This window comes from Psychrobacter fjordensis, from assembly GCF_904845995.1.
In the GTDB taxonomy this organism is placed as follows: Bacteria; Pseudomonadota; Gammaproteobacteria; order Pseudomonadales; family Moraxellaceae; genus Psychrobacter; species Psychrobacter fjordensis.
Genome location: NZ_CAJGYP010000002.1, coordinates 56,110 through 71,058, shown reverse-complemented (window position 1 = coordinate 71,058; position 14,949 = coordinate 56,110). Strand labels below are relative to the sequence as shown.

At 44.2% G+C, this 14,949-nt stretch carries 11 protein-coding genes; 3 read left to right on the top strand and 8 right to left on the bottom strand.

Annotated elements, in window-relative coordinates:
• The first annotated feature begins 29 nt into the window (after positions 1-29).
• Positions 30-1,409, top strand: coding sequence for an NAD-dependent succinate-semialdehyde dehydrogenase (locus tag JMW61_RS08945; RefSeq protein WP_201550562.1), 1,380 nt, complete (start codon positions 30-32; stop codon positions 1,407-1,409).
• Positions 1,410-1,504: 95 nt separating this feature from the next.
• Here the strand turns inward: JMW61_RS08945 and JMW61_RS08940 are convergent, their stop codons facing one another.
• The 3 genes from JMW61_RS08940 to JMW61_RS08930 form a co-directional block, all read right to left on the bottom strand.
• Complete coding sequence (locus tag JMW61_RS08940) at positions 1,505-2,947, bottom strand: APC family permease (RefSeq protein WP_201550560.1); 1,443 nt, start codon at positions 2,945-2,947, stop codon at positions 1,505-1,507.
• Between the two features lie 327 nt (positions 2,948-3,274).
• Positions 3,275-4,549 carry a 4-aminobutyrate--2-oxoglutarate transaminase gene (gene gabT, locus JMW61_RS08935; protein WP_197100077.1) on the bottom strand — a complete coding sequence of 425 codons (1,275 nt, stop codon included), beginning with the start codon at positions 4,547-4,549 and terminating at the stop codon, positions 3,275-3,277.
• Positions 4,550-4,745: 196 nt separating this feature from the next.
• Complete coding sequence (locus tag JMW61_RS08930) at positions 4,746-6,245, bottom strand: NAD-dependent succinate-semialdehyde dehydrogenase (protein WP_201551906.1); 1,500 nt, start codon at positions 6,243-6,245, stop codon at positions 4,746-4,748.
• A gap of 217 nt (positions 6,246-6,462) precedes the next feature.
• Here JMW61_RS08930 and JMW61_RS08925 point away from each other — a divergent pair, with 217 nt between their 5' ends.
• Positions 6,463-7,227, top strand: coding sequence for an IclR family transcriptional regulator (locus tag JMW61_RS08925; RefSeq protein WP_201550558.1), 765 nt, complete (start codon positions 6,463-6,465; stop codon positions 7,225-7,227).
• Positions 7,228-7,312: 85 nt separating this feature from the next.
• Here the strand turns inward: JMW61_RS08925 and JMW61_RS08920 are convergent, their stop codons facing one another.
• The 3 genes from JMW61_RS08920 to JMW61_RS08910 all read right to left on the bottom strand — a co-directional run bounded on the left by JMW61_RS08920 (position 7,313) and on the right by JMW61_RS08910 (position 11,093).
• Positions 7,313-8,359 carry a histone deacetylase family protein gene (locus tag JMW61_RS08920; RefSeq protein WP_197100075.1) on the bottom strand — a complete coding sequence of 349 codons (1,047 nt, stop codon included), beginning with the start codon at positions 8,357-8,359 and terminating at the stop codon, positions 7,313-7,315.
• A gap of 117 nt (positions 8,360-8,476) precedes the next feature.
• Entirely contained in the window at positions 8,477-9,712 is a 1,236-nt protein-coding gene (locus JMW61_RS08915; RefSeq protein WP_227687426.1) for a CaiB/BaiF CoA transferase family protein, read from the bottom strand.
• 196 nt (positions 9,713-9,908) lie between these two features.
• Positions 9,909-11,093, bottom strand: coding sequence for an acyl-CoA dehydrogenase (locus tag JMW61_RS08910; RefSeq protein WP_010198628.1), 1,185 nt, complete (start codon positions 11,091-11,093; stop codon positions 9,909-9,911).
• A 191-nt stretch (positions 11,094-11,284) separates the two neighbouring features.
• Between JMW61_RS08910 and JMW61_RS08905 the strand changes: the two genes are divergently transcribed.
• On the top strand, positions 11,285-12,112 hold the full coding sequence (locus JMW61_RS08905) for an IclR family transcriptional regulator (protein ID WP_227687425.1): 828 nt from the start codon (positions 11,285-11,287) through the stop codon (positions 12,110-12,112).
• 73 nt (positions 12,113-12,185) lie between these two features.
• Here JMW61_RS08905 and rtcR read toward each other — a convergent pair whose 3' ends face one another.
• Together rtcR and JMW61_RS08895 are read right to left on the bottom strand one after the other, a co-directional pair.
• Entirely contained in the window at positions 12,186-13,901 is a 1,716-nt protein-coding gene (gene rtcR / locus JMW61_RS08900) for an RNA repair transcriptional activator RtcR (protein ID WP_201550556.1), read from the bottom strand.
• The gene (locus JMW61_RS08895; protein WP_201550554.1) at positions 13,894-14,895 is read right to left on the bottom strand and encodes a DUF4062 domain-containing protein; all 1,002 of its coding nucleotides are present in this window, start codon (positions 14,893-14,895) and stop codon (positions 13,894-13,896) included. The genes rtcR and JMW61_RS08895 overlap by 8 nt, the downstream gene beginning before the upstream one ends.
• Positions 14,896-14,949 lie beyond the last annotated feature (54 nt).

The following is a 14,949-nucleotide window of genomic DNA, read 5'->3' as shown; positions in this document are numbered from 1 at the left end:
AAAATAAAATGTAAACAAAAGGACTTTTTATGAGCGATTATCAAGTAAACAACCCAGCCACAGGCGAACTCGAAGCTACCTACCCTACGGCAACCGAACAAGATATCCAACAAGTGATTGAGCAAGCGGACACAGCTTATCAAAGCTGGCGTCATGTTCCACTAAGTGAACGCAGTGCGCTACTCCATAAAGTCGCGGATATCTATCTTGACCGTCAAGAAGAGCTAGCACGTATCGTCGCCAATGAGATGGGTAAACCAGTCGCTCAAGCAAAAGGTGAGATTGGTCTGGTCGCTGACATCTATCGCTATTATGCAGACAATGCTGAGCAACTATTAGCCCCTAACACCATCGACGTTGATACAGGAGCAGCTTCTGTAGAAAAACGCCCCGTAGGCGCACTACTAGGCATCATGCCTTGGAACTATCCACATTATCAAGTAGCTCGCTTCGTCGCGCCAAACGCCATGGCGGGTAACACTATTATTCTAAAGCATGCACCGCAGTGCCCTAAGACAGCCGAAATTATCGTCGATATCATGAAAGACGCAGGCATGCCTGATGGTGTTTATAACAATATCTTTGCGACCAACGAGCAGTCAGCGACCATCATCAATGATACCCGCGTACAAGGTGTTTCATTGACGGGTTCTGAGCGTGCAGGTCAAGCGGTTGCAAAAGAAGCTGGCGGCGCACTCAAAAAAGTTGTCTTAGAACTTGGTGGTTCTGATGCCTTTATCGTTACCGCTGATGCAGACATCAAAAAAGCCGTACAGGGAGCCATCTCAGGTCGTTTTGGTAATGTCGGACAGGCCTGTAATGCGGCTAAGCGCTTGATTATCGTCGATGACGTGTATGATCAATTCGTTCAAGCATTCACTGATAACGTACGTGCCATGACATTGGCAGACCCATTAGAGGAGCAGACGTTTATGGGACCAATGTCTTCTAAAGCGGCTGCTGATGGTCTTCAAAAGCAGCTAGATAGCGCCATTCAAGCAGGTGCTACTGTTTTAGTAGAAGGCGGCATAGTAAAAGATAAGCCAGGTGCTTGGTTTGCCCCAGCTGTACTAACGGATGTGACGGAATCAATGGATGTCTATCGTCAAGAGCTATTTGGCCCTGTCGCCGTCATCTATAAAGCTCGTGATGTCGATCATGCCATCCAAATCGCTAACGATGTGCCATTTGGTCTTGGTGCTTCTATCCAGACTCAAAGTCCAGAACTTGCTGCAGAAATCGCAGAGAAATTAGAAGTGGGCATGGTGACTATCAACTCTCCATCTGGTAGTGAAGCCAATACACCATTCGGTGGTGTTAAACGCTCAGGTTTCGGTCGCGAGTTAGGTACACTAGGTATTACTGAATTCTTAAACTATAAGCTGATTCGCAATAAAGCTAGCGCATAAAATAAATGCATTAATCTAAACATTCTATTCCTGTCCTAAAACAGAAAAAGCCTAACATTGATGTTAGGCTTTTTTAATGGCTATTTTAAATAGATTTAACTCTTTGGTGGGTTGTCTTTCAACCACAGCTGATTCACGATTTTTAATTCGCGCAACTCTTCTGCCATGATGGCTTCACTTTTGCCAGGGTACTTAATGGTTGCATAACCATATAGCGCCACACCCAACACCGTCCAACCAAAGAAAATCCACCACTCGATAACGGTAAGCGCAGATGGCATACCTGGCATGTATAGTGCCAATAAGCCAAAGCTTAGTGTAATCGTTATCATACCCACCAGTTTACCTGCAGGTATCTTGAATGGACGTACCATATCAGGCTCACGGTAGCGAAGTACTAAGAAAGATATAGCAACACAAGTATAAGCAATGACGATACCAAAACCACCAGCATCAACAATCCATACCAGCATTTTTCGGCCAAATAACGGCGCGAGCGTTGCTAGACCACCAATCAATAAAATCGCATTAACAGGTGTGTTGTATTTTGGATGTAATTTACTTAAGAATGCTGGCAACATATGCGCTTTTGACATTGCATACAGTAGACGACTACCACCAATCAAGAACGCATTCCAGCTTGATAAAATACCCAATACGCCGCCAATAACCAGTAAAATACCGGCCCATTTGCCATGCCACGCATTGGTCATCGCATCAGCGGTAGCCAAGGTAGAGTTTTCTGCTTGAATCAATGGCAATGTGGTACCGACACTCCATGCAACTGCGATGTACCAAAGTACTGCAATCGTTATTGATACGATTAGGAATTTGCCGATATTAGGACGGGTTAAATCAATCTCTTCAGCTGCCTGTGGAATCACATCAAAGCCGACGAACATAAAGGGAACCATTACGATAACTGCCATCACGCCAGCAGCACCACCGATAAACGCTGGGGCTTGTATCGCAGTCGATGTCGCAGGATTATATAATGCTGCACCAATGAACAGTAATATACCGACAAACAAGATCCCTACAACCGCTGTTTTTTGGAACCATGCACTGACTTCCATGCCTCGTATATTCAGCCATGTCACAATCACTGACCCCAGCATCCCCACACCAACCCAAGTGGCATAGACATCCCAGCCTGCGATCGTCCAAAGATAACCCTGATTATAATTGGGAATAAAATATTCAACCACTGTCGGCAAGGCGACTGCCTCAAATGCGACGACTGAGAAATAACCAAATAGAATACTCCATGAGCAGATAAAGGAGACATTGACCCCTAGTGCTCGGTGGGTATAAGTATGCTCACCGCCCGTAATAGGCATTGATGAAGCGAGCTCAGCATAAGTCACACCAATCAGTATCACTGCCAAACCACCCAATAAAAACGCTAACATCGCGCCCCACGTACCAGCAGATAAAATCCAGCCGCCAGCCAGTACTACCCAACCCCAACCTACCATAGCGCCAAATGCTAAGGCTATGATATCAAACATCCCCAGCGATTTTTTTAGTCCAGACATAACTTACTCCTTGTCTATGTGTCACCCAGATTAACTCGTCAAAGCTAAACTGGCTTTAGTGTATTCGGGCATAGCCCATTATCGTTATTTTCCGTACTTACCCTCTCATAGGGCATACCTATGAATGGGGTTAAATCGCTTTCTTCATTCCCTGTATTGACCTTGTATTTCGGTCATAATAAAAAGCCCGCTCAAAAAAATAACGGCGTCTTGTCATGCAAGGCGCCGTTATTTATTCAATCACTCAGAGTAAGTACTCTTAATTACTCTCAGGACAGGCTTACCATTGCTTTTAAATAACTGCCTTTTAAAACATTGCTGTTCAAATTAAGCAGTTAATATGCCACCAATGATATCAAGACCTTCTTGTAGGATTTCATCTTCGACCGTCAATGGCACCATTACGCGGATCGCATTGCCATACATACCGCAAGACGCTAATAGCAAGCCTTGCTCAAAAGACTTCTGTTTAAGGTTCGCAGTTGCGGCAGCATCTGGCTTGCCTTCGCTGTCAACCAAATCAAATGCTAGCATGGCACCTTTATAACGAATGTTGCCAATGCTGCTTAAATTTAAGCCTTTTAAAAATTCGGCAATGGTATCGCCAATCACGACACTACGCTCAAGCAAGTTTTCTTCTTCAATCACTTCTATGACAGCCAATGCTGCCGCCAACGCAATCGGGCTACCAGAATACGTACCACCCAAACCACCTACTTGCGGTGCATCCATAATGTCGGCACGACCAATAACTGCTGATACAGGATAGCCACCAGCCAAACTCTTAGCCGTGGTCATCAAGTCTGGTTCAACACCTAACTGCTCGCCTGCAAACAAAGTACCCGTTCTGGCAAAGCCACACTGGACTTCATCAAAAATCAAGACAATGCCATGCTCATCACAAATCTCACGTAATGCTTTGGCAAATGATGGGGTTACTTGATGGAAACCACCCTCGCCTTGAATAGGCTCAATGATCATTGCCGCTACTTCGCTTGGATCGATGTCGGCTTGGAAAATCATATCAAGGCTATGCAGTGCTTGTGCTTCTGTGATGTTTAACTCTTCAGCAGGGAACAATGCATGGAAGACAGGACCAGGCATTGGGCCAAAGTTCTTTTTGTATGGCAATACTTTACCAGTTAAGCTCATGCACATCATGGTGCGACCATGCCAGCCACCAACGAAAGAGATGATGCCTGGGCGACGGGTTTTCGCACGAGCGATCTTGATGCAGTTTTCGACGGCTTCAGCACCAGTGGTCAAAAACAATGCTTTGGTTGGACCGCTGATAGGTGCTTTTTCACAAAGTTTTTCTGCAAGGTCGACGTAGCTTTCATAGCTAACAATTTGTGCAGCAGTGTGCGTGAATTTGTCTACTTGCTCATGCACACGTTGGGTAATCTTTGGATGACTATGACCAGTATTTAATACCGAGATACCACCAATAAAATCAATATAACGCTTGCCTTCAACGTCCCAAATCTCTGAGTTTTTTGCTCTTTCGGCAAAGATAGGAAACGCGATACCAAGGCCGGTAGGTAAAACAGCTTTACGGCGGGCAAGTAATGCTTCGTTAGTGGTTTGGGTGTTCGTGGTCATCAGAATGTCCTTTTTTCATGTGGTGTTGGTTGTATTAAATTCATTACTATCAATAGTATTACTATCGATGTCATTGCAATTGGTACTAGTATCTTTAGTACCATCACAATGGCTACCATTAAAATGGGTATTACATTTTAGTGATCGTTATATAGTCGATTCAATATAATCGATTCAATATAGTGGAATGACTATATTAGCTAACGTCAGAACACCAGTACTTGGTTACTACGTAATCTTCGATGCCATATTTTGAGCCTTCACGACCAAAGCCTGATTGCTTCACACCACCAAACGGTGCTACTTCTGTAGAAATCAAACCAGTGTTGTGACCGATGATGCCGTACTCCAAGCCTTCCGTCACACGCCATGAGCGAGCATAATCACTACTGTAGAAATAAGCCGCTAAGCCATAGATAGTGTCATTAGCAGCACGAATAACTTCTGCTTCGTCTTTGAAGGTAAAGATGGTAGCGATAGGGCCAAAAATTTCCTCAGAAGCGATATCCATATCACTACTGATATCCGTAATAACGGTCGGATTGTATGCCAGCTCTGAGGCACCGTTAGTGCTACCGCCAGTGATAAGCTTTGCACCTTTATCTAATGCATCTTTGAGTAGCGCTTGTACTTTATCTAGGGCTTTTTTATTGATGAGAGGTCCAATATCGACACCTTCATCCATACCGTTACCAACGTTTAGCTCAGCTACTTTTTTGACAAAGATGTCTAAAAACTCATCTTTGATACTGTCTTGAACATAGACACGGTTGGCACAAACACAAGTCTGACCAGCATTGCGGTATTTAGACGCAATAAGACCTGCCGCTGCTTTTTCAAGATCCGCATCATCAAAAACGATAAATGGGGCATTACCACCCAATTCTAACGACAGTTTTTTGATGGTTGGTGCACACTGAGCCATCAACGTACGACCCACTTCTGTAGAACCTGTAAATGACAGCTTATGAATACGTGCATCACCCGTTAGAATTTCACCAATCACCGAAGATTTTCCAGTCACTACCTGTATAACACCTGCTGGAATACCCGCTTCTTCTGCTAATGCACCCAGTGCCAATGCAGAAAACGGCGTTTCAGTCGCAGGTTTAATAATAATCGTACAGCCAGCTGCCAATGCAGGAGCGGCTTTACGGGTAATCATCGCTGCTGGAAAGTTCCAAGGCGTAATAGCAGCGCAAACACCGACTGGCTGCTTGAGCACGACATGACGTAACTGTGTGCTATTGGCAGGAATTACGTCGCCATAGACGCGCTTACCTTCTTCTGCAAACCAGCGAATGAAGCTATTGGCATAACCAATTTCGCCGCGTGATTCAGTCAAGGGCTTACCTTGCTCAGCCGTCATAATGATAGCGAGATCTTCTTTGTTAGCATCGATTAGGTCTGCCCATTTTTGCAACAGCTCTGAACGCTCTTTTGCAGTCTTGGCTGCCCAAACAATTTGCGCTTCATGAGAATAGGCAACAGCGTCATTGACGTCTTCGGTGGTAAGGCTTGGCACTGTACCAATGAGTTCATCATTAAAAGGGTTGGTTACATCGAGGGTCGCGGCATCGCTAGAACCATGCCAACCGTCTTTGGTTAGACACTGTTGTTTAAGCAAGTCTGGATTAGATAGTTTTATATTTGCTGTGGGCTTTGTCATAGTAATGCTCCTTGTCGGCAAGCTCATTGCCAATTTATAACTCTTAATAAGATGACCACTTGATAGAGGAGTAAAACAGTTATTGATAAACGACTTATTGTTCAATATACTGTACAACAATTCCATATGTGAGACATCATTATAGGAATGATACGAGACACTTTGCAACCCTTATTCCTTTTTTAATTGAAATTTTTGCTATTATCCTAATTATGTTTCCCTCACTTCACTTTTTGGTTACTTTATGAGCACAACTGCCGTTCCAGCCTTGGACAAAACGTTTCAGATTTTAGATTTAATTACAGATAGCCCTCAACCATTAACTGCTGCTCATATTGCTAAGCAACTTGAGCTACCTCGTAGCTCAACCCACAATATCTTGCAAAGTCTGCTAACCAAACATGTCATCTATAAAGACGTTGATAATCGCTTTCATTTAGGCTCGTATCTAATGTATTGGGCGGGCAAGTACGAGCAGCAGCAAGGCGTCATCCAGTTATTTAAAGACCTTATTACGCAATATCCTGTGCTACTCCAACATACGGTGACGTTGTCAAAACTGGACTTGGGAGAAGTGGTATTTTTGGCGTGCCATGAATCACCCGCCCCGCTCGGCTTTACTTTCCGTGCGGGTGTGCGTGTGCCTGCAGTTTTCTCTGCCACGGGTAAAGCCATGCTCTCAACCATGTCGATGAACACCATAAAATCACTGTATGAGGATGTATTTCCTGAGCCATTGAACCACAACTGTGTGTCTGACTTTGAGTCATTGGCAACTGAAATGACCAAGATCAATAGTAGCCGCATCTCATTGGATGATGGGCAATTACGTGATGGCATGTATTGCTTAGGGACCTATATTCGTAATGCATCAGGTGTTGCGATTGCTGGTATGGCGGTGAGTTTTTTACAAGGAGAGTATGAAAGCAAACGCGAGGAAGTGAGTGCGGTCTTAATTGAGTTGGCAGAGCAAATTGAGCAGCGTTTGGGGTTAATTACTCATTCATAAGCAGTAGATGCAGGGTCTGTTACGACGAACCCTGCAACCAATTTTCTTGCTCTCTAACGCTGATGAGCTTTTAATAATTTCAGCGCTACTCTGCAATAAGCCCCGATAAAAATGCTTGCAAATTATCATTGAGCTTTTGAATGTAATAGCCACCCTCAACTAAAACAATCAATGGCTTGTTTAGCGCTTTCATCCTCTGTGCCAACACCTTGAAGCCTTCCGTACTCACGGCGCATCTCGCTTCTGGGTCATTCTCATAAACATCAAACCCCAAGACATGAACTATCACATCAGGGTCAAATAGTGTCATTGCCTCAATAGACTTATCAACATATTCAAAAAAGCCCGCTTCATCGGTGCCATGTGGCATCGGGAAATTGATATTGTAGCCCCCACCTTCGCCTATACCTTTTTCAAATGCATGGCCAGTCACTGCTGGATAAAAGTTAACAGGATCACCATGTACTGAAGTATAAAGCACGTCTTTACGGTCGTAAAATATCTCTTGGATACCCTGTCCATGGTGCATATCCGTATCAATAATGGCTATCTTTGCGTATTTCTGGCGTAGATGTTCAGCGATGATGGCGGCGTTATTCAGATAACAAAATCCACCCGCAGCACTTTTTCGAGCATGATGACCAGGCGGCCGTGAAAAGCAAAGCTGTATATGACTGTCGGCACGCTCTGTTTCTGACTTCTCATCATTTAACAGTACTTCAGCCGCATTGAGCGCAGTCTGTGCCGACCAATAAATAGAGGTCCAAGAGTGCTCACTGATTGGTGCGCTATCATCTGCCTGATACTTTGCTGCTTTTGCCATGATGCCAATACCAGGATTGTCATAAGGCACAAAAATACCTGTCTGCACCTGCGCACCCAGATCTTCCTCTACGGCCATCCATTCATCATAGCCATTTTTGAGAAACTCAACATAACCAAAATCATGTACCGCTAATATTGGCCCGATGCCAACATCGATAGCAGTCGTCACTTCTAGGCCTAAAGCCGCTGGCGCTTTTAACAGTTCAACCATACGCTCAGGTATTTCTAACGGCTCGTGCATTTTGCCATAAGAAAAATAAGGTAACGGTCTATGCAAACTTAGGTTTTCATGGCTGTATATTTTCATGCTTAACATTCCTTGTTTGACACTACTTGGTTTTAGATTATTTTGTTTAAGAAACTCTATTTTTTAGCTGTTGTCTTTATCATTTCTCATTGTAAATATATGGCTGCCGACGCTACTTTAAACAATTCCATCGGCTTTCAATTTAGCAATCATCTCACTGTTATAGCCCAGTTCAGCAAGCATACTATCAGTATGTTCGCTTAACTGCGGTGGCGGCGTACGATAGCTGACTGGTGATGCGGACAATTTGATAGGGTTACCAAGTGCGCGTACTGGACTGCCTTGCTCAGTGAAATTAACAATCATCTCACGGGCTTGCGCTTGCGGCATGGCCAAGGCCTCAGCTACGTTATGAATCGCACCGCATGGAATACCTGCTTGATCTAAAACTTCTAACCAATAAGTACGTGGTTGCTTGGCAAAATGCTTAGTCAGATCGCTGCACAGTAGCTCGCGATTAGCAACACGGTTAGGATTGGTCGTAAAACGTTCATCCATATGCCAATCGACTGCGAGCACGTCACACAGTTTGGCAAACTGACTGTCATTACCACAGGCTAAAATAAAATGCTGCTCGCCCCCGCCAGCAAACACTTGATACGGCACGATATTAGGATGCTGATTGCCCAGTCTTGGCGGTATCTTATCTGAAGCCAAATGATTCATGCCGACATTGGCCAGCATGGCGAGTGCACTATCAAGCAATGCCACATCGACGTGTTGTCCAAGTCCAGTATTTTGGCGCGCCAGCAGTGCCGCTTGAATACCAATCGTCAGCTGTAAACCTGCAAACAAATCGACGACTGCCACGCCAACTTTATGCGGTTCACCATCACTCGGCCCTGTGATGCTCATCAGTCCTGATAACCCTTGGATAATATAGTCATAACCGGGACGCTTGGCATCTGGCCCTGTCTGACCAAACCCTGTCAATGACGCATAAACCAGTCGTGGATTGGACTGTTTTAGGCTGTCATAATCCAAGCCGTATTTTTTGAGACCGCCGACTTTAAAATTTTCGACCAAAATATCACTCTCAGCGATTAGCTGCTTAATGATAGTTTGCCCTGTTGGCGTAGTGATATCTACCGTCAGCGATTTTTTATTTCGGTTAATCGTAGCGTAATAAGCGGAGGTGTCATCGCTGAATGTTGGCGGTGCCCAATGACGAGTCTCATCACCGATATGAGGACGTTCAACCTTGATAACTTCGGCACCCAGATCGGCGAGCACTTGCGTACAAGAAGGTCCTGCCAACACTCTCGATAAATCGAGCACCTTGATACCATGCAATGCGCCCTTTGGCATATTAGCCATATCAATCATATCAATCATATCAATCATATCTGTCATGAGATTCCCTTACTCTGTCGCGTATTCTTCGATTTTCTGATTAGAAAATTGTTATTCAGGATGTAATTACAAAGTAGTTAAATCATGAATAACAACTGAAAAACGTACGCTACTGTTAATGCTCTTTTGATAAAAAGCCAAGCAGTAACGTACGTCATAAAATACAGTTGTACCAAAAACTATTAGCTAAAAACGCTTAGAAGAACGCTTGAATGCCTGTCTGTGCACGGCCTAGGATAAGCGCATGAATATCATGTGTACCCTCGTAAGTATTGACGGCTTCCAAGTTCATCACGTGACGAATGATATGGAATTCATCAGAGATACCATTACCGCCATGCATATCACGAGCGATACGAGCGATATCCAGTGCCTTACCGCAGTTATTACGTTTAATGAGTGAGATCATCTCAGGTGCTGCATTGTCCTCATCCATCAAACGACCCACGCGTAGCGCCGCTTGTAGACCTAACGTGATTTCAGTCTGCATATTGGCAAGCTTCAACTGTACCAGCTGCGTTGCCGCTAGCGGACGACCAAACTGCTTACGATCGAGCGTGTACTGACGAGCTGCTTTCCAGCAGAATTCAGCCGCACCCATCGAACCCCAAGCGATACCATAACGGGCTTTATTCAAGCAGCCAAATGGTCCTTTTAGACCACGGATATCTGGGAAAGCATTGGCTTCAGGAACGAATACTTTGTCCATGACGATCTCACCCGTGACTGATGCACGTAATGAGAATTTGCCTTCGATTTTCGGCGCAGACAAGCCCTTCATGCCTTTGTCTAAAACAAAACCACGAATCTCGCCAGCATCATCTTTTGCCCACACGACAAACACGTCAGCGATAGGGCTGTTGGTAATCCACATTTTATTACCCGTCAGCTCATAGCCACCGTCCACTGCGCGTGCACGAGTAGACATTGATGAAGGATCTGACCCCGAGTCTGGTTCAGTCAAACCGAAGCATCCTACGTACTCACCCGAAGCAAGCTTAGGTAGATAACGCTCTCTTTGCTCTTCTGTACCATATGCCCAAATAGGATGCATCACTAGGCTTGACTGTACGCTCATCGCTGAACGATAACCCGAGTCTACTGCTTCCACTTCCTTGGCAATCAGACCATAAGCCACACTTGATAAACCAGCACAGCCATAACCTTCAATCGTGACACCCAGCAAACCCATTTCACCCATTTGACGCATGATATTACGATCAAAATTCTCGTTGCGATTGGCTTCAACGATACCCGGCATTAGCTCTTTTTGAAAAAACTGACGGGCGCTGTCTGTAACCATGCGTTCTTCTTCAGTAAGCTGGTCACGTAGTAAAAAAGGATCTTCCCAATCAAAGCGTGGGCTGGTAGATGTTGCCATGTGGATCTCCTTGGTATCAGTCATCCTGACTGACGAATAGTGATTGATACATCATTTGGTCTAACAAGTCATTGACTTCGTTATTCCGCTGTGCAAAACTTAGTTTCATAATTTAAAACTATTAAAGCAAACTTTCGCTGCGCTGTAAACCTTTATCAAAAAATATCGCCATCAAAAGAGATAGGAATAAAATGACAAAACCATCATCGACAGTTACGCCACTATTAGAACGCATGCATGGCGTTATGAGTCAGAGCAAAGAAGAGAACGACCGACAGTTTGTGACTGCATTGGCACGGGGACTGATCATACTGGCGGCTTTTGAGCATCATGAGCGGCTCACCCATCAGCAGCTGTGTCAGATGACAGATCTGCCAAAAGCAACCATTACCCGTCTTATCCATACCTTAACTACGCTTGGGTTTTTACGTGTCACTGAGCACGGACATTATCAATTGGGCAGTAGTGCTGTACGTCTAAGTGCGACCGCGTGGAGTCGCCACGATATGGTCGCAGCGGCTGAACCTTTACTGCGACAGTTTGCTAGTGAGAATGAAGTATCAGTGAATTTGGCAACCGAAGTCGAAGGAGAGATGCGCTATCACGCCTGCTGTCGTAGCCCTGCTCGCCTGTCAGTTAACTTGCAAGTTGGCTCAGCTGTACCCGTCGCACGTACTGCCATTGGACGTGCTTTTTATGCGGCAAGTACGCAAGCGAGACAGGCTGTGATTCAGAGTAATTTACAAGAACAGTTATCTATCGAGGATTATAACCACGCGCAAACTGCCCTAGCCAGCGCGGCAGAGCATTATGAAAAATACGGCTATACCGTGTCTGATGGGGAGTTTTCTACCGATATATTGGCAGTAGCCATTGGCGTGTTTGATGTCGCCACTGGGCAATATACCTACTCGCTCAATGCCAGTGTGCCAAGTGCCAACTGGAAAGTAGATGACTATGCTGCGATGATAGTGCCAAAATTACAGGCGTTGGCGGAGCGGATTGGTTCGGGCGTTTAAAAGAGAATAAACCATAAAACTATAGTATAAGTATCTTGACTTAGTTGATGGGTTTTATCTTATGGAAGATACTTCATTTTAACTCATCAAACCTAAGCCCAAACTTTAGCAGATACTTACGCAGTCTATCGCTATCATTCGGGCTTTTTAGTTTATCGCGCGAATTCGCATATAGATAGCGGCCTGCTGCTGCTTGGTTTTTATGGTTAATACAAATCTCAATCACATACGCCAGTTGCACTGCATCAAATGGATCAATAGTCGCAAGAGTCTGCTCATCGAGATATTGGCGCAAAACATTATGGCTACCATGCTCAACGGTTTCACTATTTAAAGTAGCATCGGGGCCATTACTGCTTAGGCTATTTTTAGTCGCTTTATTACCTTTACTATCACTGCCTAACCTATTCAATCCATTCAAGCTGTCAGGCAATTCCCAAAGATGCGTTAAGCGCTCAATCTCCGCTTGTACATCATCATTGCGAATGACTTTACTTTCAGCCAGCGTGGCCAGGCGAATCATACTGGCAGTCAAATCACGAAAGTTCCCCTGCCATGTCGCATCTTGACTCATTGCAAAGCTTTCATACAGCTGCCTTGATTCTGGGGTGAATCGATATTGCTGCTGCTGCTCGCTACCGAGGCGCGCTAGCTCATAGTCGATATTGGCAGGTAAGTCCTCTAACCTATCTTTCAGCGATGGCAGAAAAAACGTCCATGTATTAAGACGCGCAAACAAATCCGCTCGAAACTCGCCATTGGCGACCGCTTGCCGCAAGTCTTTATTGGTGCCTGCCATTAGCTGAAACGACACGCTAATCGATGTATCACTACCGAGCGGATAAAAGCGCTGCTCCTCCAGTGCGGTTAATAGCATCGCTTGCTCATCAAGCCCTAATTCACCGATTTCATCTAAAAATAATAAACCTCCATCAGCTGACTTTAGCAACCCATCCCGACTCGTCGCAGCGCCCGTAAATGCCCCTTTGACATGACCGAATAACACACTCATGGCCGTGTCACCACGTAGGGTGGCGCAGTTTACTTCCACGAATGTATCAAGCGTATTTTTGCCTTGCGTGCTGCTGGCTTTGGCTTTTTTGAGCGCGTAAATTTGGCCTGCCAGTTGCGACTTGCCCGCCCCTGTTGCGCCCATCAATAGTATGGGTGCGGTTGAGCGAGTAGCGACCTTTTCGATATCAGAGATGAGCTTTTGATAAGCGGCATTTTGTGTGACTAAATTGGCTTGTAAGGTTTGCCAATGTTGCTGTTTTTCTGCTTCAAAGCGTTCACGTAAGCCATCATAGCGCGAGACGTCCAAATCAATCACTTGATAGCGCCCTTGCGGATCGGCTTGGTCAGGTCTTGGGTAAGGAGAAGTCTGAATCAAATCTGCAGGAATAAATCCTGCTTCTACCAATAAAAACCAGCAAATCTGCGCAACGTGCGTACCTGTGGTCAGATGCAGCAAGTAATCGGTACTGTCCTGAAAATCAAACCCTGCAGCAAAGTCATACAGCTCAGCATAAACGTCTGCAAAATCCCACGGACTAATCAATGCCACATGATGACCAATAACGGTAGTGTTCGGACTAACTTGTGCCACGTCATCGACAATGATTTTAAATAGGCGCTTATCGCGCTTGCTATATAAGATATGCAGCTCATCGACCAACAGCCCATCATGCAAACCTAGACTGACGGTTGGTCGCCAACGTTGCCAACGCTTATCGTTAAAGCCATTGTCTAAGGTAGTACCGAGGAAGCCGATGACGGCGGTTTTATTCATTGTTAGCTTCCACAGCTTCACGCTTAATTGACATTATTTCCAATAAATATTTTTGCCCTTCAGGTGTTATTTGCCAATAGTTAGTGGAGCCTACACCAGAGAATTTAGTGTAACCTAAAGTTAGAAATTGAATTTTTATTTTTTCAAAGTCAGTAGAATCTATTTGTGAAGAGTTGAGTTTTTCATATTTCCTTGAAGCTATGTATTCACTTAAAACATCATCAACTACATCTTCATACTCTCTTTTGAAAATTCTTGGACCAATACATTTAAACAAGTTATTCCAGGTTACATTTTGCTCCCAAGACTTATTTTGTTCTTGATCGTCTTCTAGTATCTTACATTTCACGGAAATTAAAACCTCATCATCACCTTGAGCTACATTTGACAGTTCACTCTTATTCTTTTGTAACTCTTGAACCTGTTTTTCAAGCTTATCTTTGTCTTGTCTAAGCTCATTTAGTTGCTTTAATAAATCAGTATTGTCAGTTGCCTCATTACCTCTCACCCAACCAACGGCTGGATAAGTTTTAATCGTTTTGGGCAAACTAAGTGCAACTAAACCAGATAACTCTTTCGCATCATCCCAAAATTTCACCAAACGATTAGTCGTTACCTTCTCTCTAAAAATTTGTAGTTTTTGTCGTGCTTCAGAATCCATTTCGACTTTTTCAACCGCTAATTTTTCAGGACTACCGTGGACTAATGCGATAACCTTAATACCTTTACTGATAGCATAATCGTATTCCATTTCTGTGTAGCTAACACCCTCATCAGACAGACTACCGTATCTACCACCTATAATAAGTAAGTAATAATCACTGTCATCAATCACTTTTTTAATGAATTCAAATTGCTCTTCATCTAGAGCAGGAAATAGCTCCATCCCAGCGGGTATACAGTCCATTTCCATAAGCGTTTGAATGACATTGCTTCGCTCATCTTTTAAATCTGCAAACGTAGAACTCACAAATACTTGGTATCTCTTATCCATATACCTCGACCTTTTATAGTTAAATTTCTATATTTTTATAAAATATTATATTAA

Bases quoted from the DNA above. Each gene is read 5' to 3' on its own strand.
- JMW61_RS08945 (WP_201550562.1), top strand. From the start codon at position 30: ATGAGCGATTATCAAGTAAACAACCCAGCCACAGGCGAACTCGAAGCT.
- JMW61_RS08940 (WP_201550560.1), bottom strand. From the start codon at position 2,947: ATGTCTGGACTAAAAAAATCGCTGGGGATGTTTGATATCATAGCCTTA.
- gabT (WP_197100077.1), bottom strand. From the start codon at position 4,549: ATGACCACGAACACCCAAACCACTAACGAAGCATTACTTGCCCGCCGT.
- JMW61_RS08930 (WP_201551906.1), bottom strand. From the start codon at position 6,245: ATGAGCTTGCCGACAAGGAGCATTACTATGACAAAGCCCACAGCAAAT.
- JMW61_RS08925 (WP_201550558.1), top strand. From the start codon at position 6,463: ATGAGCACAACTGCCGTTCCAGCCTTGGACAAAACGTTTCAGATTTTA.
- JMW61_RS08920 (WP_197100075.1), bottom strand. From the start codon at position 8,359: ATGAAAATATACAGCCATGAAAACCTAAGTTTGCATAGACCGTTACCT.
- JMW61_RS08915 (WP_227687426.1), bottom strand. From the start codon at position 9,712: ATGACAGATATGATTGATATGATTGATATGATTGATATGGCTAATATG.
- JMW61_RS08910 (WP_010198628.1), bottom strand. From the start codon at position 11,093: ATGGCAACATCTACCAGCCCACGCTTTGATTGGGAAGATCCTTTTTTA.
- JMW61_RS08905 (WP_227687425.1), top strand. From the start codon at position 11,285: ATGACAAAACCATCATCGACAGTTACGCCACTATTAGAACGCATGCAT.
- rtcR (WP_201550556.1), bottom strand. From the start codon at position 13,901: ATGAATAAAACCGCCGTCATCGGCTTCCTCGGTACTACCTTAGACAAT.
- JMW61_RS08895 (WP_201550554.1), bottom strand. From the start codon at position 14,895: ATGGATAAGAGATACCAAGTATTTGTGAGTTCTACGTTTGCAGATTTA.